The 22,478-nt window shown below is 43.5% G+C and carries 16 protein-coding genes and 2 pseudogenes; 2 read left to right on the plus strand and 16 right to left on the minus strand.

Annotation, left to right across the window (positions count from 1 at the left end):
* Positions 1-88 precede the first annotated feature (88 nt).
* A pseudogene (locus ACWPAB_RS08305) lies at positions 89-1,135 on the plus strand (branched-chain amino acid aminotransferase); the annotation flags it as partial.
* A gap of 266 nt (positions 1,136-1,401) precedes the next feature.
* Here ACWPAB_RS08305 and ACWPAB_RS08310 read toward each other — a convergent pair.
* From ACWPAB_RS08310 to ACWPAB_RS08335, 6 genes and pseudogenes are all read right to left on the minus strand, one after another.
* Positions 1,402-2,319: a sortase domain-containing protein gene (locus ACWPAB_RS08310; protein WP_003580109.1), complete on the minus strand. Its 918-nt coding sequence runs from the start codon at positions 2,317-2,319 to the stop codon at positions 1,402-1,404.
* 357 nt (positions 2,320-2,676) lie between these two features.
* On the minus strand, positions 2,677-3,507 hold the full coding sequence (locus tag ACWPAB_RS08315) for a YitT family protein (protein ID WP_003580111.1): 831 nt from the start codon (positions 3,505-3,507) through the stop codon (positions 2,677-2,679).
* 467 nt (positions 3,508-3,974) lie between these two features.
* A pseudogene (locus tag ACWPAB_RS08320) lies at positions 3,975-5,919 on the minus strand (fructose-1,6-bisphosphatase).
* Positions 5,920-6,350: 431 nt separating this feature from the next.
* The gene (locus ACWPAB_RS08325) at positions 6,351-6,752 is read right to left on the minus strand and encodes a Spx/MgsR family RNA polymerase-binding regulatory protein (RefSeq protein WP_003570841.1); all 402 of its coding nucleotides are present in this window, start codon (positions 6,750-6,752) and stop codon (positions 6,351-6,353) included.
* Between the two features lie 632 nt (positions 6,753-7,384).
* Positions 7,385-9,535, minus strand: coding sequence for an AAA family ATPase (locus ACWPAB_RS08330; protein ID WP_016381887.1), 2,151 nt, complete (start codon positions 9,533-9,535; stop codon positions 7,385-7,387).
* Between the two features lie 283 nt (positions 9,536-9,818).
* Positions 9,819-10,583, minus strand: a complete 765-nt coding sequence (locus tag ACWPAB_RS08335) for a tyrosine-protein phosphatase (RefSeq protein WP_003570845.1) — start codon at positions 10,581-10,583, stop codon at positions 9,819-9,821.
* Positions 10,584-10,760: 177 nt separating this feature from the next.
* Here ACWPAB_RS08335 and ACWPAB_RS08340 point away from each other — a divergent pair, with 177 nt between their 5' ends.
* Positions 10,761-11,654 carry an LCP family protein gene (locus tag ACWPAB_RS08340; RefSeq protein WP_016381886.1) on the plus strand — a complete coding sequence of 298 codons (894 nt, stop codon included), beginning with the start codon at positions 10,761-10,763 and terminating at the stop codon, positions 11,652-11,654.
* Positions 11,655-11,739: 85 nt separating this feature from the next.
* Here ACWPAB_RS08340 and rfbD read toward each other — a convergent pair whose 3' ends face one another.
* The 10 genes from rfbD to ACWPAB_RS08390 all read right to left on the minus strand — a co-directional run bounded on the left by rfbD (position 11,740) and on the right by ACWPAB_RS08390 (position 22,442).
* Complete coding sequence (rfbD, locus tag ACWPAB_RS08345) at positions 11,740-12,582, minus strand: dTDP-4-dehydrorhamnose reductase (RefSeq protein WP_016381885.1); 843 nt, start codon at positions 12,580-12,582, stop codon at positions 11,740-11,742.
* Between the two features lie 74 nt (positions 12,583-12,656).
* Complete coding sequence (gene rfbB / locus ACWPAB_RS08350; protein WP_016381884.1) at positions 12,657-13,682, minus strand: dTDP-glucose 4,6-dehydratase; 1,026 nt, start codon at positions 13,680-13,682, stop codon at positions 12,657-12,659.
* A 2-nt stretch (positions 13,683-13,684) separates the two neighbouring features.
* Positions 13,685-14,257, minus strand: coding sequence for a dTDP-4-dehydrorhamnose 3,5-epimerase (gene rfbC / locus ACWPAB_RS08355; protein WP_003575756.1), 573 nt, complete (start codon positions 14,255-14,257; stop codon positions 13,685-13,687).
* Positions 14,258-14,268: 11 nt separating this feature from the next.
* The gene (rfbA, locus tag ACWPAB_RS08360; RefSeq protein ID WP_016381883.1) at positions 14,269-15,141 is read right to left on the minus strand and encodes a glucose-1-phosphate thymidylyltransferase RfbA; all 873 of its coding nucleotides are present in this window, start codon (positions 15,139-15,141) and stop codon (positions 14,269-14,271) included.
* Positions 15,142-15,338: 197 nt separating this feature from the next.
* The gene (locus ACWPAB_RS08365; RefSeq protein WP_016366548.1) at positions 15,339-16,007 is read right to left on the minus strand and encodes a sugar transferase; all 669 of its coding nucleotides are present in this window, start codon (positions 16,005-16,007) and stop codon (positions 15,339-15,341) included.
* A gap of 145 nt (positions 16,008-16,152) precedes the next feature.
* The gene (locus ACWPAB_RS08370) at positions 16,153-17,019 is read right to left on the minus strand and encodes a glycosyltransferase (protein ID WP_016381882.1); all 867 of its coding nucleotides are present in this window, start codon (positions 17,017-17,019) and stop codon (positions 16,153-16,155) included.
* Positions 17,020-17,045: 26 nt separating this feature from the next.
* Positions 17,046-18,482: an oligosaccharide flippase family protein gene (locus tag ACWPAB_RS08375; RefSeq protein ID WP_016381881.1), complete on the minus strand. Its 1,437-nt coding sequence runs from the start codon at positions 18,480-18,482 to the stop codon at positions 17,046-17,048.
* Between the two features lie 767 nt (positions 18,483-19,249).
* Positions 19,250-20,023, minus strand: a complete 774-nt coding sequence (locus ACWPAB_RS08380) for a glycosyltransferase family 32 protein (protein WP_016381880.1) — start codon at positions 20,021-20,023, stop codon at positions 19,250-19,252.
* A gap of 459 nt (positions 20,024-20,482) precedes the next feature.
* Positions 20,483-20,659 (minus strand): LbetaH domain-containing protein, encoded by a 177-nt coding sequence (locus ACWPAB_RS08385; protein WP_225437619.1) that lies wholly within the window; start codon positions 20,657-20,659, stop codon positions 20,483-20,485.
* Between the two features lie 523 nt (positions 20,660-21,182).
* Positions 21,183-22,442, minus strand: coding sequence for a hypothetical protein (locus ACWPAB_RS08390; protein ID WP_016381879.1), 1,260 nt, complete (start codon positions 22,440-22,442; stop codon positions 21,183-21,185).
* Positions 22,443-22,478 lie beyond the last annotated feature (36 nt).

Here is a 22,478-nt window from a genome sequence, read left to right on the forward strand (position 1 = left end):
GTATATTATTTAATGAAACCGCAATGTTCACGCAACGTTACTCTGAAATCAACCTCAGCCGGCTGTTTTCAGTCAGACGCACACAAATACTGGAGGTACTGCCATGAGTGTCAATATTGATTGGAACAATCTAGGCTTCGATTATATGCAACTGCCATACCGTTATGTTGCCCACTGGAAAGACGGGGCATGGGATGAAGGTAAGCTGTCCACCGATCCCAACCTGACGATGAATGAAGGCTCCCCGATTTTGCATTATGGTCAAGGCGCTTTTGAAGGTATGAAGGCATACCGGACCAAATCAGGAAAAATCCAACTTTTCCGGCCTGACCAAAATGCCCATCGACTGCACAACTCTGCTGACAAACTACTGATGCCGCCATTTCCTGAAGATCGCTTTATTGATGCGGTCAAGCAAGTCGTTGCCGCTAATCATGAATACGTACCGCCATATGGCACCGGTGCTACCTTATACTTACGCCCGATTTTGATTGGTGTCGGCCCCAATATCGGGGTTGCTCCGGCTAAGGAATACATTTTCGATGTCTTCGCCATGCCAGTCGGCCCCTACTTCAAAGGCGGCATGGTGCCAACCAAGTTCATCGTTGCCGATCAATTCGACCGAGCGGCGCATTACGGCACTGGCCAATCGAAAGTCGGCGGGAACTACGCCGCATCCTTGCAAGCCGGCAAATTCGCCCACGAGCACGGTTATGGCGATGCGATCTATCTGGACCCAATTGAACATAAATATATTGAAGAAGTTGGGTCAGCTAACTTCTTCGGCATTAGCAAAGATGGTAAAACTTTGAAAACACCGAAGTCACCATCCATCCTGCCAAGTATCACCAAGTATTCGATTTTGGCACTGGCGCATGATCGGTTTGGCATGACCACTGAAGAAACTAAGATTGCGATTACCGATTTGGACCAATTTGGTGAAGCCGGGGCCTGTGGCACTGCGGCGGTCATCACCCCGATTGCCAGCATCACCTACGAAGACCACGAACATGTCTTTTATTCGGAAACCAAAGTCGGTCCATATACACAGAAACTGTATGATGAACTGACGGGTATCCAGTTTGGCGATGTACCGGCACCTGAAGGCTGGGTCGTTGACGTTCCGTTTAATTAATTTAAAAATCATTTATCACTCGGAAACTGTGAGAACTTGCACGCGCTATAACGCATCTGCAATCGCGTACGCCCGCTCACGCTTCCACAAAAAAAGCAGCTGCCCGTTTTACCGGCGGCTGCTTTTTTGTGAGGAAAGTCATTTTGCCTAATTCAACAATATAACAGTCAATAAATTCAAAACTTACTAAGCAACTTTACGAAAAAGCCTGGAACCTGACAACCTGAAATTGAAAGCCAAAAAACAATGATGATCACTCAACAGCCTTAACGTGCAAAGGCAATCAAGCGCCAGTAGTTACCTACGCAAGTTTGTAAGGTAATGCGCTGACCGCCGCCAGTACCCGTGATTGCGTTCCATAAATCTTGTCCACTGGCAGTGACGGCATTTGGATTCACTGTCGCCAATTGATAAACATGATACGTGCGCGGGTTACCAGCAGCGTCGGTCACTGTGATCGGCGAACCAATGCCAAGTGATAGCATCGCGGCAAAAGAACCAGGATTGTGGCCAATAAAATGCGTGTTTTGACCGCTATTGTTACTATAATTTGCTTGACCGCCCCACGTTGCAGCTCCAGTGCCCGGTGCTGCAGTCATACTTTCATTTCCAATGATATAAGGCACTGTCACACCTGCAAACATTAGGACGCGGCTCGCGTAAGCAGGTGCTTGCTGTGCTTGCGGTTGTGCTGGTTGTTGAGCAGGTTGAGTTGCCGGTTGTTGAGCCGGTTGTTGTTGCGCCGGTTGTTGTTGCGCCGGTTGGGCAGCAGTCGCGGTTTGTGCTGCAGACGGTGCTGCCGATACAGTCACTTCGGCAGTAGAAGTCGAAGCCCCTGTATTTGAATCAGATGAATCAGAAGTAGCAACAGCTTGTTGACTAGCCGGTGCGCTTGAAGCAACGGATGTACTTGCCGCCGTCTGTGATGATGATGCAGCAGACGTTGGTTTAGTCACTGAAACAGTGCGAACGCTCCATTGCGGATGTGCTGCAGCCTGTGATGCAGGTGCCTTGGCAGCAGTGGCATCGAGCAAATCGTTAGAACTACTTACAGTATTAACTTTCTCCCTCGTGCTTGTGCGCGATCCGGCCAAGTCTTGACGCTGAATGGTGGTGCCTGCTGCAGTGGTGATAAGCAGCCCACTCACGACAAGAGCGAAAGTGATGAGACTTCTGCGTAACATATAGACTCCCCCAGTCCATATCGGCAAAATGACTTACCACATATTCTTTTCGAGATGGCCATCTCATGCTTTTCATTATGGCGCATTAGTTTTGTAGGTAAACATATATGCTTACCGATTGTAAGTGCTTAACGTTATTTTTAAGTTAAATAATCCTTATTTCATGCATTTATCAGTGTTTAACGCCATATTTGCTAAACATTCTTTTCAAAAGTTGGTTAAAACCGTTAGCATTCAAACCGACTTTTGAGATTTAACCGTCTGATTTCTAACCAAGCGACTCACGCTTATCAAAAAACTGCGACAACGTCCGAATTTTTTCGGGAACGCTGTCGCAGTTTAATACCATGATGAAGCTTAAATACTGCCGCCATGAACCTCAGTTGCTGCCATGGTCAAGATGAAAGCATTGGGATCAATTGCGTGGACTAAGTCAATCAGATGGCGGAAGTTGGCTTGTTCGACCACGACCATCAACATCTCCTTTGACTCATCCGAGAAACCGCCAACGACGCGTTGCACCGTTAAGCCATGCGGCGTTTCGTCGCGGACTTGCTGTTTAATCGTCGCCAATTGCGGACTCATGATGTAAACTGCCTTTTTCCGGTCAAAACCGGTTTCGACATAATTCATGACCAGTCCGGTAATCGCCAAAGCGAACACGGCCAAGATGAAGGCCTCGACGCCGGATACGGGGATGTTAAAAAGTGACACGATCACATCAGTGGCTAGTAGCATGACTGATGGTTTCAAGCCAAAGTATTTTTTGAAAATGAGCGGTGGAACCGTGGTCCCACCGCTTGAGGCATCCATTTGGTACAGGAACCCAACACCAAAGGCAAACACAACACTGCCGACGATGATCGCCAGCAACCGATCTGTGACCAGGTTGATTTCTGGCGTCAGCCATAGCAGCAATGGCAACATGAAGCTGCCGAATAAAATGCGTTTTAAGGTGCTGCGATCCAAGAAGAACCAAGCTAAAAGCAGCATGAGCAAGTTGACGCCCATGGTGGTGATACCGACTTGAATGCCGGCAACTTCTTGAACCAAAATGGCAATTCCGGTTGCGCCGCCAGCTGCGACAGCGTGAGGTGCATAGAACATGTTAATACTGATCGCGATCAGCTCCAACGCTGCCACGATCCAAAACCATTTGAATATCGGATGACGCATCGTTTTCTGCATCAAGCCACCCTTTCTGTTAATCATGTTTAAACCGACTCTTATCGTAGTAATAACTATACTGGAAAAGTGGTGGTGTGACAAACAGGCGTTATTTGGCGTGTGGTTTGGTTTTTTTATGTTCTATTTCTGTTAGGAAATTTCCGAAAGCCCGGGCTGGCTACGCGGCGATTCGGGGTGGCGACCGCGAAGCTAGCGCACTGGGCACGACTTCAAGCCCGCAAAGCCCCCGCGGTCTTGAAGCTCGGCCTTGGTCTGGGCGGAGAAAACCACGCCACCAAGACCAATTTCAGTGCTGAGCCCATCGCCGCTCCGCCAGCCCTCATCATTCTATTCTAGAATTCGAGAAAAGTTGACGCTCGCACTGTTAATGAAATGATGCGAAATAACACCTGCTTAAGACAGCCAACCCAAGATATAACCGCCAATTTAAAAATTAGGGAACCACACCTAGACAATACCCACGCTTTCTAGTCCTCTTCCCGCAATTCACCCAAGCGCCGCTTCAATACCTCAACCTCATCCTGTAGCTCAGTGCCGATGTCGGTTTCCGCCACTGTTCGGCGGCGGGCTTCGGTTTCGACGACGCGGCGGGTTGAAATGATATCGGTGAGGTTGGCGATGGCGTCGGCTTTTGTGGTGAATGGTTGGTGCGTCACTAGTTGCATACCATAGGAATTATCCAAAAGCGTGTAGCCGCCGATCCCGGTGGTTTTTTGATACGGTTTAGAAAAGCCGCCGTCGATGACGATCATTTTGTTGTTTGCCATAATGGGATCGGTGCCTTTTTTGACTGGCGTATGCCCATTAATGACATGGCCGACTTCAGGATCGAGGACAAATTCCGCCAAGATTTTTTTGATAAATTCCGGGTCCTTACGCAAGTGATAATACGGATTACGGCCTTCGACATGGGCCTTCGACATGGGCTTTCGGATCGCTAATGAAATAGCGTTCAAAGGTCGTCATGTCGTGCTTGCCAAAAAGCGGTGAATTTGGACCGGTCCAGAGATACCACATCAGATCGGTTGCTAAGTCAGCATTCTCCGTTGGTTGACTGTATGCCAACCGAAGATTTGCTTCCAGCATGTCAAATAGTTGACGGCCAGTATAAGTCGTCCCTTTAATGGTCAAGCCAATAAAATTGCCATCCTCGTCCACCGGCACACACCCGTGCAGCAACAAATTCCGGTTGTACCGTAAATACATACTGCCGTGATCAAGTAAAAAATCCATGTGGCGATGCAACTTTTCAGAGTGCGTAAAGGACTCAACCAGCGAGTCAATGACCTCTTGCTCCTCTGGCAACAACTTGTAAGGATCAGCTGGATCAACCGTCGCAAAACAGCCGTTTTCAATCGTATAAGTACCACCATTCAACTTGATGGTTGAGAAATCAGGCGCCAGTTTCTCCAGCACTAGCCGATGATCCATGTCAAATTCAGGCCGACGTTTAATCACTGGTCCTTCCAACTTAAATTGAATCATCGCAATCGCCTGATGAATCTGGGTAATTTGAAGTCGCTCCGCCTCAGTAATTGGTCGATCTGATCGCTCCATTTTTGGTGAAAAGGCGGGATTATCTTGATAGTATTGTTCCGCTAATCGGGCCAAATGCCGCAAATTAATCCCATAAACATCTTCGAGAATACTTAAATTGTTATACCGCGCGGAAATCCGCACCAAATTGGCAATGCACAAAGCCGAGCCCGCGGCGCCGCCGATCCAAAGAATATCATGGTTGCCCCATTGAATATCCACTGAATGACGCCGATCACGTCTAATCAAGCTTTCAACCACCTGATCCGGCGCCGGTCCTCGATCATAGATATCGCCTACCACGTGAAAGTGATCTACCGTTAAACGTTGAATCGTTTGACATGTTGCCGCAATCCACTGATCGGCCTGTTCAAGAACGATTAAATTACGAATGATTTGCCAATAATAAGCCAGCTTGTCAGGCGTATCGGCATCATTGTACAGCAACTCTTCGGTGATGTAGACAAACTCCGGTGCCATCGCCTTGCGAACTTTCGAACGCGTGTATTTGGTCGCGGTGAACGCCAGCAAGCGAATCAACCGGCGAAAAGTCGTCAAATACCACTGTTGCAAGTCATCCCCCGCCATCTCCCGATGAATTGCCGCCATTCGCTCAGACGGATAGTACACCAAAAAAGCGAAGCGCTGCAGGGTCGCCTCCGTCATTTCATCGCGAAAACAGGAACGAATTTTGCTTTTCACATTCCCGCTGCCGTTCCGCAAAACATGCTGAAAAGCGTTATACTCCCCGTGGATATCGCTCATAAACGCTTCCGTCGGCTTAGGCAAATTCAAAATGGCTTCCAGATTAATGATTTCAGTCGCAATCGCTGGCACCGTTTGATACTTCGCCGTCAGTTCACTGTACAAGTCCATGAAACAGCTTCCTTTCACATATACCAATTTTGGCTCATGGCAATATCATAGCATAATCCTCTAGATTGTATACGGTTTCAGCCAATTTCACCATTTCCGCTTGAAAAATGACCTCTGATTCAGCTCTGTCGTCACTATCATGTCCTAACATTCATACAAAAAACGTCCAAATGATCCTTAGCTAATAGTCAATGATGAATGTCCAACAGTAAACAGCGACCAGTTCTCGCTCCACCATCATCCTGCGATTGTCAATTGCTCATCAAAACCAATTCGGTAACACCTAAAGCATACGCACCAAGGTCTCCTCACCCATAACTGGGGCCACCATACGCTAATCACCAATCGCATCAAAAAGCACAAAAAAACCGTCTAACCATAGACGGCTTTCATTGAAACAACTAGCAAAACTAACTTAACTGTGCGCGTTTTTAAACACTTGAGGTACTGAGCAACGCCGCCCACAACTTCTGGCGCCGAACTTCGCGTGGTAAAAATACCCGCACCGAGTCCTGATTAAACCCAAATAACAGACGACGATCGTCCACAATGATCGGCCGGCGCAAAATCGCTGGATGCTCGGACAAAAGGGCGACCGCTTCCTTCAACGACAACGCATCAAAGTCAATATCAAGGGCCTGAAACGCCTTTGAACGACGGGAAACTAAACTATCAATGCCATCTTCCGAACGAGCGAGCAATTCCAAAATCTGCGGCTTGCTAATACCTTGCTTTGAAAGCGAAATCTCTTGAAACGGTAATCCGTTCGCTTCAAGCCAAGCTCTAGCTTCACGACTCGATTTTGACGAGCCCGATGTATACAACTTGATCATCCAATCACCTCTCAACGAAACAACAATTATTTATTATTGTTTCTTTGCCAATACCACCCACACATTAGATGCCAATCACATTCACAAGTCAAAAAGATTTACTCACGACACGTTTTTATTCTCTTTATAATAACTTACCATAGTCAGATGATTTTCACAATAATGGTACTCATAATTTCGCTCATAGCCATCAGTGACAGCTAATCATTGAAAAGCCATCTAAATCATCTTTCAAAATGAGAAGTCCCTCCTGAATAAAAGTAGTAAAGCCCATAAATAACAATTGCACGAACATAAAAATCGTCATGATTTCTTGTGAATTACTAGCACAATCCTTGATACATTATTTTTGCATCAGCGGTTAGTACACAACAAACTTAGCACAAGCTTATATCGCTTTCAATAACATTTTTTCGAAAATTTAATTTCAAATACTAACAATTAAATAAAATCGATGACAGGAAAACAGCAAATTCCTTAGAGGCTCATGGCATTTCGAATTGATTCAAAATCATCGACTGCCAAAATTCACAAGAAAAGCTGTGCACAATTTATTTTAAATTTTATTATACGACTTATTGTAGACCAAAAAAACCGCCAAGTGCATGTGCACTTGACGGCAGACGCGAACATTACTTCGCACCATCGGCTACTTTCTTTGATTTACCAGCTGTCGGTTGCTTCTCACTAATCACAATTGCATCATCAACCAGATCAGCTTGCAACTTCTTAGCCTTTAAATGATCCAAATAGAAGTCAGTCACCTTATCACGAATGTTGCGTTCGATCACACGCCGTAATGGCCGTGCTCCCATTGCTTCATCATAACCTTGTTCAATCAACCAATCTTTAGCTGCTGCGGTGACAGTTAACGTAATCCCCTTCTTGGTCAAGGTGGCGTTAACGTCATCAAGCATCAAGTCAACAATCTTACCTAAATCTTTCTTGGTCAGATGACTAAACTCAACGATCCCGTTAAACCGGTTCAGGAATTCAGGACGGAAGTAAGGTGCCAACCGCTTCATCAGATCCTCGTCTTGCTCCTTCTTGCCAGTCAGCGTCTCGTTGCCAAAGCCAGCATTGGAAGTCGCGATGATCACTGTGTTCTTAAAGTCAACCACGTTACCTTGGCCATCCGTCAACCGACCGTCGTCCAGCACCTGAAGTAACAGAGTCAAAACTTGCGGATCAGCCTTTTCGATTTCATCAAGTAAAACAATCGAATACGGATTGCGACGTACTTGTTCGGTCAAGGTGTTGTTGTTGTCGTTATAGCCAACATACCCGGCACTGGTACCGATCAACTTGGAAACTGCCGTGCGATCACTGTATTCAGACATATCCAAGCGAATGATCGCATCCTTGCTGCCAAAAAGATCTAACGCCAATTGCTTAGCCAATTCAGTCTTGCCGACACCGGTAGGCCCGACAAAGAGGAAACTGCCAATTGGCCGATTGCCTTCATCAAAACCGGCTCGGTTGCGGCGAATGGCGCGAGCGACCATCTCAACGGCTTCATCCTGACCAATGACCTTGCCCTTCAGACGCTTACCAATACCCTTCAGACGTTCAATATCGGAAGCGCCAAGTTTGGAAACTGGCACACCTGTCAAGCGTTCAACCGCAGCCGCTACATCATTAGGCGTTGCAACGACAGGCTTCTCGTCTTTCGTACCATCAAGCTGATGTTGCTTGTCGGCAATCGTCTTCTTAAGGTTAGCGGCTTTTTCGAAGTCCTCCGCCTTGGCTGCAGCATCCTTTTGTGTGTTCAGATCCTTAATCTGTTTCTCGAGTTCAACCTTATCAACAATCGGATGCTTGCTTGCCAAATGCGCCGCCGTCATGTCAATCAAATCAATGGCTTTATCCGGCAATGACCGCTGTGGTATATATTGGATACTGTAATCAACCGCAGCCTTCAAAACATTTTCTGGCAATTGAACGTGATGATGCTGTTCATAAAGCTTCTTGATGCCTTCCAAAATCTTAACGGTATCAGCCGCAGTCGGTTCATTAATGGTGACATCGTTGAACCGCCGTGCCAACGCGCTGTCCTTCATGATCGTGTTGCGATACTCATCTTGCGTCGTTGCGCCAATCACGGTAATCTCACCGCGAGATAGCGCCGGCTTAATGATATCGGCCAACCCTTTGCCGCCAGACTCTTCGCCGCCAGTCGCACCGGCACCAAGAATTTGATGGATTTCATCAAAGAACAGAATCACGTTGCCTGCCGCTTTGACTTCTTTGATCAGATTCTGAATCTTCTCTTCAAAACTGCCACGATACTGCGTGCCAGCTTCAAGGTTCGACAAATCAATTGACCAAATCTGCTTGTCCTTGATCGACTCGGGTACATTGCCTTTGACAATCGCCTGCGCCAAACCTTCAACAACCGCCGTCTTGCCGACACCGGCATCCCCGACCAAAATCGGGTTATTCTTCGTCCGACGACTCAAAATTTCTGCTGTTTCTTGAATTTCATGCTCACGACCGATCACAGGATCAAGCAAACCATCTTTAGCTTCCTGCGTTAAATTACGCCCAAGCTTTTCAAGAATGCCACCTTTTTTAACCGCTTGTTCACCAGTCGTTTCAACTGGAATTTCGTCACCTTGCTTCGGCAACTGCCCAGTTGCCCGATACTGTGCGAATTCATCTGGCGTCATTTCGTGACCATTTACCACATAACGGGCAGATTCACCTTTGCCCATGCCTTGTAACATTTGATTAAAAACATCATCCATATCATGATTGAAAAACGGATCGTTAAAGTTTGCCATAACTTCATTCCTCCTTGTTGGGAAAGTGCTCGGAAAAGGCGTGGATGCTGAGAAAGTGCTGTGCAACTTTCTAAAACGCGCTCGCTCGCGCTCTGCTGCATAGCAAAAAGTACTCCCAGGCGCACTGGCAGTACTTTTATGTCGAACTTACTCACTTGTTGGCACGTTTGCCGTTGCGCCTTTTTCTTGTTTACATAAAGTAGTATAGCATGATTTTAGCACTCATGCAAGGAGAGTGCTAAAATTTTTCAAAACTATTTTCATAGGCAAACAAACAGACCGTCTAATACCGTGACAAAAGCCGCTTTTCAACTTTATGCTCATTAAAACGCACCAACGGATCCCCGTTAACAAGTGCTCGGGCATTCTCTTCAAAAATGTGTGCCTTCTTCTCACCACGCTTGCGAGTTAACCGCTTGAAGGCATCACTCATTTCGTAGCTCCGGCCCGGCAAATGATGGGCGTCGGACGCAAAAACATGTGCCAACCCTGCATCAATGATGTCTTCAGAAAATTGCTGCACCTTTTTGCCAAACGTGCCAACATAACTGCTGGCCGTCACTTGGGCAAACGCACCGCGTTCAATCATCTGGTAAAGCAACCCCGGATGCTTCATCAAACGAGTATTGCGCTCAGGATGGACAATCACAGGAATCATCCCACGCTGCATCACCTCAAACAACATGTTCTGGGTATACAGCGGCACATCATCAGACGGAAATTCGATCAACACATAATGACCCGACGCGTCGCAAGTCAAAATATCCCCATGATCAATCGCGTCCAACAACTGGCCATTAATCCGAACCTCTTGGCATGGATAAATCGTCAACGGAATGTTGTTGCGATCCAACTCTCCTTGAAACTCGTCTGTCATACGAATCACATCCGCAGCGTGATTCGTATACCGTCCATTCATGTGGTGCGGGGTCATCAACGCATGCGTGATCCCGTCCGCAACCGCCGCTTGTGCTAAATCTAATGAAGTCATCAAGTCTTTCGACCCATCGTCAATGCCCGGTAGCATATGACAGTGTACATCAATCATCTTTCAGTTCCCCTTCCAATATGTACTAGTATCTAATGAAGCGCTGACAAGGTCAAATCGTTTTTTGTAACAGTTTGTTAACGATTTGCAATAAAGCCCCATCAACCGCGCGAGATTCTAAACTTTGCGGTATAATATTTGAATATTGAGACATTATGGAGGAAATGAGGTTTAGAAATGAAAAAGATTCTAGTACGCGTTTTACTCGTGCTACTCGTTGCCGCTCTTGGGTTTGGCGGTTTCGTGTATTACATGGTACATAATTCCACGTCCCAGATTTATTCTTATAATAAGAAGACGAATAAGTCGTCGGATGATAAAACAGCTAGCAAAAAACCTGTTGCTTACTTGTTACTCGGTACAGATACCGGGGAACTAGGAAGATCATATAAAGGTCGAACAGACACCATGATTGTCGTTGTTGTCAATCCTAAATCAAAAACAACGACGATGGTCTCCGTACCACGTGACACTAAAGTCAATTTTGACGATGTCACGATTAAAATTAACGCAGCCTACTCTTATGGCTCTTCCGATACAGCCATGGCTGCGGTTGAGAAGCTTCTAAACATTAAATTAGACGGTTATCTGCTCGTGAACATGAAAGGGCTTGAACAGCTCGTTGATGCCGTTGGCGGCGTCACAGTGACATCTCCGCTTAGCTTCGATTATGAAGGCAAGTCATTCGTTAAAGGTCAATCCTATGACCTCTCAGGTAGTGATGCACTGAAGTTTTCTCGGATGCGTTATGATGATCCGCAAGGTGACTACGGCCGTCAGATGCGTCAACAGCAAATTCTTACCGCGGTTATCGGTAAAGTTAAGTCCAACCCAACAACCGTCATGAGTCAGAAATTCTTAGATGCAGTTGGTAAGAACGTTCGAACAGACGTATCTTTGGGTTCCGTTAAGAACTTAGCAACTGACTACCGTGATGCTGGTAATACGATTAAGAGCGATCAGTTGCATGGTACGGGTCAGAACATTGATGGTCAGGCTTATGAAGTCATGTCCGACTCGGAAATTACGCGCGTGCATAATGTGATTCAAAGCGCAATTGATGCAAAATAGTCAAAACCAAGAGCTGCCCACCAATGTTGATTTGTCAACATTGGTGGGCAGCTCTTTTTAAATCTACATTAGACGATTTAGAAATTTATTTTTCGATTATCTGCAAAAATTCCTTCAAAGCATCCTGCCAAGTCTCAATCTTGAAGCCTGTCGCTTTGGTCTTGCTTAGATCCAAGATTGAATGCCGCGGGCGCCAAGCCTTTTGCGGGTACTCTGCAGAGGAGACGGGCTTCACCGTCACGTCTTTGTCGGCAAGAATCGCACTCGCAAATTCATACCAGTTACAGCTGTTGTCATTGGATAAATGATAAATCCCATAGGCCAACTTTTGATCCACTGCGAAGGTCATGAATTCGGCTAGATTTTTGGTCCATGATGGTCGACCATATTGATCATCGACAACCGTCAGCTCCTTATGCGTCTTAGCGAGATCCAGCATGGTATAAACAAAGTTGTGACCATATTCGCCAAACACCCATGAAGTGCGGATAATATAATACTTCTTGAGGTATTTCTGAACCTGCTGTTCGCCTTCATACTTGGCCCGACCGTACTCATTACGCGGTGCCGGCTGATCATCAACAGTGTAAATATCTTTTTTGTCGCCATCAAAAACATAATCCGTGCTGATATAAACTAAAGTGGCGTCAATGGCCGCTGCTGCCTTAGCCAAAATACGGGTGCCGTCAACGTTGACCTTCTGATTCAACGCCTTGCCTTCATCTTCAGCCTTGTCCACGGCTGTATAAGCAGCACAGTGGTAAATCAGATCAGGCTGACAATCCTTGAAATAGTGATCAACCGCCTTTTCATCAGTGATATCCAAGTCATGGGCATCTGTCCCGCGATAGGCAATATCGCGTGAATCAAGCAAATGTCGTAATTCGGTGCCGAGTTGACCTTGTGCACCGGTAATCAAAATCTTCATTTCTCTTCCCCTTTACATCTACAAACTAACGAAGCAACGATTAAAGATAATCATCAGTCTTGATCTAGCAGGGATCATTGACCGTGTTCCTGATACTTTTCTTCAACAGCAGCTTTCTCAGCTTGCCACCAATCACGGTGTTCGGTGTACCACTTGATGGTATCGGCCAAACCTTCTTCAAAATCGGTGTATTGCGGCTTCCAGCCGAGTTCTTCACGAGTTTTGGAGGCATCAATAGCATACCGCATATCATGACCGGGACGATCCTTTACCTGATCGTAATAATCGGTTGGCTTGTCCATCAACTTCAAAATGAGTTCAAGAACGGTCTTATTGTCCTTTTCGCCGTTGGCACCAATGAGGTAGGTTTCACCAATCTTACCTTTGGTCAAAATGTCCCAAATGGCAGATGAATGATCATTAGTGTGAACCCAATCACGGACATTCTTGCCGGTACCGTAAAGCTTGGGTTTGATCCCGCTCAGGATATTTGTGATTTGCCGAGGAATGAACTTTTCAATGTGCTGGTAGGGACCATAGTTGTTTGAGCAATTTGAGATTGTGGCCCGCACACCGAATGAGCGTGCCCACGCATGTACCAACATGTCACTAGCAGCCTTCGTTGAGGAGTATGGGCTAGAAGGATTGTAACGGCTGTTAACTGTGAATTTCTCGCCAGGGCCTTCGCCATGTCCTGGCAAATCCTCACGCAACGGCAAGTCACCATAAACTTCATCCGTTGAGATGTGATGGAATCGCACATCATATTTTCTGGCCGCTTCAAGCAAGGTGTAAGTACCGATCACATTACTATGCAGGAATGGATCTGGATTAATCAAGGAATTGTCGTTGTGGCTTTCAGCGGCAAAGTTAACCACCGTGTCAACTTTTGCCATCCATTTGTCAACCACTTCTTTATCGGCAATATCGCCAACCACCAACTGTACCCGGTCGCCAAGCAAATCGGCAATGTTAGCCTTGTTGCCAGCATAAGTCAGCTTATCAAGCACAATCATCTGAACCTCTGGATGGTGACGATAGACAAAATGAACAAAGTTGGAGCCGATGAAGCCGGCACCGCCAGTAATCATAAGTTTCATTATTAAATCTCCCCGTAAACAAAATTATTTTCAGCATCTTTGAGTTGCGGATGCTTCTTGTCTTTATCAGACATAATTAAGTGATCTGTCGACATTGGCCATTGAATCCCGATATCCGGATCATCAAACGCGATCCCGCGATCAGATTGCGGGGCATAAAAGCCTTCAACTTTGTAGCAGAAATTGACATTAGGCGTCAACGTAATAAACCCATGGGCAAAACCCTTTGGCACGAAGAGTTGCCGATGATTGAACTCGCTTAAAATGTACCCTTCCCACTGGCCATAGGTCGGTGAGCCTTTACGAATATCAACCAAAACATCTTCAACCACACCAGTTACAACCCGAACCAGCTTGGTCTGGGCATCAGGCGCCATTTGATAATGCATGCCGCGTAAAACGCCGGCTTCGGCTGAAAGTGACTGGTTGTCTTGGTTAAAATCATTTGTGATGCCTGCAGCAACAAACTTATCACGCGTGTAGGTCTCGGTGAAGAAGCCGCGATTGTCGCCAAAAACATCTGTTTCGACTAATTTAACATCTTGTAATTTGGTTGGAATAACTTTTAAACTCAAGGTTCTGCCTCCTATGCTTTCTCATCTGCTAAGCGCAGGATATATTGACCATAATCATTCTTTTTAAGTGGCTGTGCGAGTTCGCGCAATTGATCGCGATTAATATAACCCATCCGATAGGCAACTTCTTCAAGACAGGCAATTTTTAGATTTTGACGTTTTTGAACCGTTTCAATAAAACCTGCTGCTTCATGAAGCGACTCATGTGTGCCGGTATCAAGCCAAGCATAGCCGCGACCAAGTAATTCAACATCTAGCTGGCCACGTTCCAGATAGGCTTTATTCACATCGGTGATCTCCAACTCGCCTCGCGGTGACGGCTTCATATTTTTGGCAATGTCGACAACCTGATTGTCATAAAAATACATGCCAGTCACGGCAAAATTGCTGGCTGGATGTTCCGGCTTTTCAACAATCGACTTCACGTGATGTTCGTCGTCAAACGAAACGACCCCAAATCGTTCCGGATCGTTGACTTGATAGCCGAAGACGGTTGCCCTCGAGGTCTTCGCCGCTGAGCGCTGAACCAACTTGGACAACCCACTACCGTAAAAGATATTGTCGCCAAGAATCAGGCACACAGAATCATCGCCAATAAAGTCCGCGCCAACTATGAAGGCCTCCGCAAGACCGTTTGGCTTGTCTTGTACCTTATAAGTAATGTTAAGCCCCAGTTGTGAGCCGTCTTTCAACAGATCTTGAAAACGGTCAATATCTCTTGGCGTCGAAATGACCAAGATATCCCGGATGCCCGCTAGCATCATGGTTGATAAGGGATAGTAGATCATTGGCTTGTCATAAACCGGAACGAGTTGTTTCGATATAGACTCCGTTATCGGATACAAGCGCGTACCTGATCCACCGGCTAATACAATACCCTTCATGAAAATAATCCTCCTCAAGTAAACTAGTCAAACAATAAACAAGTCTAAAATCAAAACTTATGTATAAGAAACCCAGAACTAATAATATAAGCCAACTATCGACAAAGAATGAAATAAAATATTTCAAAAAACAAGTGCCTGTTCGAAAATCAAATTGATTTTCAGACAGACACTCTTTTTACACTGCGATAAAAATCTCAATAGGCACCAGTTGGATGAATCACAACCATTACCGTTTTCAGAAGAATCTTGAGATCCCCAAAGAAAGACGCACTGTTGATATAATGAATGTCCAACGCAACCATCTCAGAAAAGCCAAGCTCATTTCGACCCGAGATTTGCCACAAACCTGTACAGCCCGGAATAACGGCAAGTCGTTGAAGATCGTAATCAGTATACTTAATAACCTCTCGAGGTAGCGGCGGTCGAGGTCCAACCAAACTCATATCCCCAACCAGAACATTATACAGCTGAGGTAACTCGTCAAGACTATACTTCCGGAGAACACGACCAATACGTGTAATGCGAGGATCATTCTTAATCTTAAACATGGCACCTTGAACATCATTATGCCGAAGCAGCTTATCAACCATCTTGTCAGCGCCGCTCACCATCGAACGAAACTTCCACATCTGAAATTCTCGGCCACCTTTGCCAAGCCGAGTCTGTGAATAGAAAATCTTTCCGTGTGGATCATCAACTTTAATTAGGATTCCAATAATCAGAAAAACCCAGCTAAGTAATATCAACCCAATCAAACTAGCCAAAAAATCAAAGCAACGCTTTGAGAATATGTAGCTCGGCGTCAAGCCCCCAAGGTCAACCTGCTCGGCATTAGCTTGTTTACGACTAGATGTTGTCTCCAATTTCACCCCTCCAATACATTGCCAAAATGCGGCAGAAGCAATCCCCAAATACTGCTGGTTCCTTTGCATATTACAATATTTTTAACGTTTGGGCAAGCAGTACCGTGAAATAGTATTACGTCCGAACGCGTGTCAGCAAAGCCTTTCAATTCTTACCTAAAAAACGGTCACCACTCAAGACGTCTTCAAACTTAATAGTCCAGTCATAAAAACGAAGAGCAAACTTTCCGGCGTGTAAGTATTGTATTAAAAGATATCGTCTACTCTGTTGATAATACCCCAGAACTTTCCTAGAAGCTAATTGCGTTGACCCTTGTCCCTGGTGCACATAGCTTGAAGTCAGCAGCAAATAATTTTGATATCCTTGCGCTTGGAGCTTGAATGTCAGTGCTTGTTCTTCGTAATAGAGGAAGGTTGCTGAATCGAAATACCCGACTTTTGAGAAAACCGTCTGTCGTATGGCAAAAAAAGCACCAGAATTAACATCTACCTTAATTTTTTTCGCATCCTCGTGGTTTATTTGGTACGGAACGGCTTCTTCTTTTCCGAAATACCGAACAATCTTGGAAAAAATTCTCGAATTATACAAGAGTGCTCTTTTCTTGGTGATGTTGTGCCAAGCTGTCTTCTGATTCCCTTTTTGTAAAACAGTGACTGTTCCCGCATCCTCATGACTTAAACAGAAATTGGTAACCTGTTCGATATTTTCTGATTTGAGCAAACTATCAGGATTAACAATGATTAGAATGTGATCGTCTGCTAACCCAATCTTCCTTTCAATTGCTCGCAGTCCAACATTATTTCCACCTGCGTATCCCAAATTAGCCTTTGTACTAAAAATACTCACCTGTTTATACCGGTCAAATGCAACATGAAGCTGGTGCACGGAGTCATTCGGTGAATCATTGTCAACGATGGTGACTAGGTCAACACCAGCCTCAATTAGATTGTGACAACAAAGGATCGTTTGTTGATAGTTGCGATAATTAAGAATTAATCCAATTTTCAACATTGAACTTTTTCACTCCCAGAATTGATCTATGTTCGGTGGCGCACGTGATCTATATACGGCGCTATATAGCCGAATAGAATACGCGGACGCAATAATAACAAAACAATAAAGTAGACGACCATACCGAGCAAAACCTCTACTATCAATGCAGTCATGCTCATTTTCCAAGTAAGCTGCCATCCCTTTATGACAACAAACATGATTAATGCACTCAAACAATACTTCCATGACTCGCTGAATAGCTCACCGAGGGACAGTTGATTTTTAATAGAGTAAATCTGATAGAGGGTTACTACGGATTCAGAAAGAATTGTTCCTATCACGGCACCCATCGTCCCCAACCAAAGGATCAATGGCACATTAACAATGATATTAACCAGTGAACCCAAGATAACTGAAACTGTGTATTGTTTAACTTGATCAGTTGGTAACAAGTATTGTACACCAATAGCACTTGCAATCGAAATTGGAATCACAACAATGGCCTCAACTGCCATTAACGGAGCCACCGGCATGAACTTGATACTGAAAAAGTAATAAGTGAATGGCGTCGAAACAGCAGCTATTCCAAAAGCAAGAGGAAATGCTAAAACTAAAATCACATGCATTGAAGATGCTAATGAACGCTTAACCGCTTCATGGTTGCCGCTAGCAAAATAATGGGCGACATGTGGTAAAAGGACTGTGCCAGTTGCGGTCACTAAGGCTAGCAACATTTTAATAATTTTGTCAGAATTTTCGTAAAAGCCCGTTGCAGTGACGCCTTGAAGAAGCCCGAGCATCGTTTTGTTTAACTGTACATATATCTGTATTGCCAGCTGCGGAATAAGTAAAAAGAAAGCTGGCTTCATATGGTGCCAAACTTTTAACGATGAAAATTTGGGAAAATGGGTTAAATTGTCACGTAAAGATGGCCAGAAAGTCAAATTCCCCAGTAATTGTGAACCTGACAATATTAAAATATAGAGCGCGGTGTCATTGGCCTTATGCACTAACAAAAAGATTAAAATAAGTGAGGCAATCCTAACCAAAACGTTTCGAATCACTGTAACACGAAAGTTTTCTAGTCCTTGAAAGAACCAAGAAATATCAAATGCAGCACCTACAAGCATACATCCTTGCGCCAGATAAAATATTCGATACCTGTCCATAGAAAATGTAAATGCCAGATACGCAACAACGGCTATGCCCACCGAAATAAAACGAAGGAACGATACTTCCCAAAAATACTTCGTCAAAGCTACCTTGTCATCTCTTCTATACGCAGTTCCTCGATTACCATACAGGTTAATGCCTAGACTGCCAAAAAGAATAAAATATTGAACAACTGAATTAGTAAAAGCATTTATTCCTACTCCTGTAGGTCCTAAAACACGATTAATATAGGGTACCGTTACCAGAGGAACAATCAGAACAAATATCTGATATCCTGCATTCCAAACAAAGTTTTTGATGACTTTCATAAAAGTTCTCCAATAGCTACATTTTGCTTGACTTTGAAATATCCAACAAATATAAATGGGAAATGATTAATGACCTCCAAAATTAACAGATCTTACCAGTGTCGAACAGCATAGATAGTTAGTGCAACAACACGACATTTAGGTAAAACAGTTTAATATTTCGTGTCAAAGAGACCCAGTACTGAATATTTCTCGCGAAGTTAGGCAGTTGCGATAGTTTTGACATCATCATGAGATTCCGAATTATCCGTGCAAGTGATTTTTCCTCAATCAAAACATAAAAGTTGAGTGCTTTGTCATCTTAATATATGTTTTATCTTTAATCACTTGTTGCTTACACAACGACAACTGGCAAGTCATCACGCCTGTCAGCCTCGAATTATTTAATTATCTGAATATAATACCAGTATCTGGATACATTCCAACACTCTCAAAATCAACTGCACTTGCTAAAGATGCTTCAAAAAAAATACTGTTTTTCTGCTGACAGTACTTCTCTCGTGCTTGACAGGATGAAGCAAGCGGAACCGCAACATGTCGAAAACACTGCTCAAATCCTTAAAACGAATTTAGCATAAATTCGATGTATATAAAAACTCGTCCGTTCTTCGGTAATAAAAGGTTAAAAACTTTTGTTTAAGAAGCCTTGAAAATTGGATCATGTCATTCAATTTATTTCCTCTGAAAAGTTAGTTTCTCACGATCTCTAAGGTCAAAGTTCACAGACCTAGAAGATTTATCTGTCTCATCATGCTAAAATCTTCCCATTATTCAGGTGCTTTGGAGCCAAACTCCTGTGCAATACTATTGTTTTCACCGCCTTTATAGTTCTCATAACGCGCAATCGTGGCTGGAAAAACTCGCCGAATAAAACCTTTTACACTTGTTCTGAGTCCTTGAGGCCGTTCATTGATTCTTTCGTGCTTTTCTTGCCAGCTTCCAGCCGCTTGATGGGTTGCGAAGGTACCTGTCTCAAACAACATTGCAGGAATTTCGAAATACTGTTTTGGTAAAATCAGAGCACCATTTTTAAGTCTTTGTTTGGAGTTTCCAAAGGTAAAACCAGTATGTTGGTTTATAAGATATCTCGTAAAGATACCATTACTTACCTTATCAACGGTTTTATCTTGTAGTTTACTCGAAGGGAAATTATTATAAATTTCAGTCAAGTCGCTCATCATGCTATTATTCTTTTCTGCAAGAATAGTAGCAGTTCCCAAGGCATTATTATAAATTCGGCTGAAAACCAGTTTCTCTCCCAACAATGAATCGAAGGGTTTGTATACTTCCACATCTGTGTCCAAATATATGCCACCAATACGCCTCAGCACATCGACTCGGATAGGGTCGCCAACAAATCCAAACTTCCTCTTATCATAAAAATACTTGGCAAATTTATTGCTGGAAATATCCCAATTCGTGTCATTCCATTCCCGAAATGAATAATCCGGTAACATACGTTTCCAGCTATCAATATTCTTTTGGACTACATCAGGTTTTGAGCTGCCAATCCACACATAGTGCACAATCTTCGGTACCATATTTGTCCTCCCCCAAAAACTCTATTCAATTCTAACCTAAAACACTTCTAATACAGATTAGCTTCTCTCTTCTTCACGACTCAGGAATCATGCAGTAGAACCACCAAGAAGTTGTGGCAGCCCACCCATCGTTTTAGAGCATGCCAAGAGGCTAGATTTACAATCACGATCCTGTATTCAATCAAAGTACAACCAACCATAATCAGATCTTTTATTAATTCGATTATGAATACCAAGAAATCTGAATTTCGAACTGAATGATCTGAGCTAATGATTAACCATATAAGATCGTCATATTAAATGGTGCAAGTCTTTTGAATCGACAACCCGATTAATTTACCTTTACCTGCGTGGTTAATCTGATTTGATTAATCATGAGAGACTCTGTTTCTCAAAACTGGAGTTAGTTTATCAGTCAAAATTACGTTAGGGTACGTCTTTTGTAATAATTGCACCAGCTCAGATAACAGTACCACTTGCAATCGTTACTCCTTCTAGAATGGTAACATTAGTCCCAATCCAAACATCGTCATAAATGAATATTCCTTTCTGATAAGCTCCTTGCTCCCTTATAGATTTATTTAAACTCCAAAAATGATGCTTTTCAGCAATAATTGTAACATTTGGTCCAATCAAAACGTTTTTATCAATTTTAACCTTACCAGCACAACCAATAAATTCGCCTAGACCGATTGAACTATTTTCTCCAATACTGAAACCATAGCCAATATGCCCTACGCCATAATAGCTAATAGGCTTAATTTGAAAGCTTCGGCCAATAGTGACGGCTTTCCCAAAATAAAGCCCATTCGTCTATAGTTCCTGAATTTCACAATAATCTTCAAATTTTACCTTAGCTTCTACGTGTATCTGCTGTCGATTCTTGATTTGAACGTGTCGTTCCAGAATAATTAAGGGTTTTGCGTGAGGTGTTGTTATGGATAACAAAAAACCACGAATTATTTTAACCAAAGCTGAAGAATATATTTGAATTTTATCAAAGGTTGTTGCGAAACTCGAAACTGATGGCATCCTTTCTTTTCTAGCTTATCGTAATATAAACTTCTAAAAATGTAATAGTCACAGAAAAAGCATGTCTCGTAATTATTTCTCATCAAAATAAAATTGTAGTTAGTCTTTGCTTCACGGGACAAACTAATCAACTATCCTTTAACATACTATCTCTTAGATTAACGTGATCTCTGAACCCGATGAGGAAACCAAGGGCCATCGGAAAAATCAAAATTCTACTAATATCGAATGATGAGAGTGAAATCCACTGGCCAAAAATATAAACGATCACAATAGTTTTTACCGAAAAATCTCCAAAGCTCCGTAAAAATCGAATAAAAATTAATAGGAATAGAATCACGAAAAACACACCCAAAGCTCCGAATATTGCAACAAGGCCAATCATACCGACGTCACTGGTATAAAACACACCTCCATCTACTCCCTGACCGCCGCCACCGATTTGATCAAAAAAGGGAGTAAACCCAAATCCAAACCACTTGTTGAGTCCTAGATTATTCAAGTAATAAGTAATTGCCTGAATTCGAACTTGCCCACTGGCTGCCCTATCCCCGGAAAAAAAACTCATTTTTGCTATCAACATATTCATTAGGGCTAAAATACCGACTGAACAGAAGGAATAGAAGAGCAAACGTACAGGTGTTGTGAATTTTTTAGAAGAATTAAAGAAAATCGCGACTGTCATGATAGCTACAACAAGTAGAAGGATCATTCTACTTTTTGCAAAAAAGAACAGATGAAATACTAGGCCTGAAAAAAACACAACTTCAATATATGATGGAAGTGTGTGATTAAGTTTTCTCGCCAAAATGATCACGAAACAAGCAAATAAAAGAAAGTCTGTTCCCGCAACAATCCTCCCAGTATTCATAAACATTTGTTGTCCGAAAGGGTCAAGACTAAGAAATAATCTCCCGCCAAAGCTAAGCACAAGGTCCTGTATCAGCATAAATAGAAGGTCAATATATGCAAAAATCTTCAGTGACTTGAGTACAAAGGAAAAATCAATTTTCACAAGCCAAGCAAACGGAAAGAAATATGCAACAATTGGATAGTAATAACTGAGGTTAATAGTTTTTCTCAGTGAAATTTGATACACGCTTGAACTACCAAAAAGAACAGCAACCCAGCAAAGCAAAAAACTAATGATCAACCAGTTAAAAGGGGTTTTTACGTAACCTTTGGCCTTAAAAAAAGTACTGAATGCAACAGGAGCCCAAAGGACACAAGATGCGGCAACCAAAAATAGAATTATTATCTTCGAATTGTCCGCGTTTAATTGGTAAAAATCTTGGTTACCAAATAAATTAAAAAAATTGACTTGAAGTAAAAGAAGAATCAGATACAAAATCTTTTGAAAAATAATGTTGATTTTAAAGGATAACACTGGCCAGCCCCCAATCTAGATGATCTTTTCGATGAT

The sequence above is a fragment of the Lacticaseibacillus sp. 30 genome (assembly GCF_053819265.1).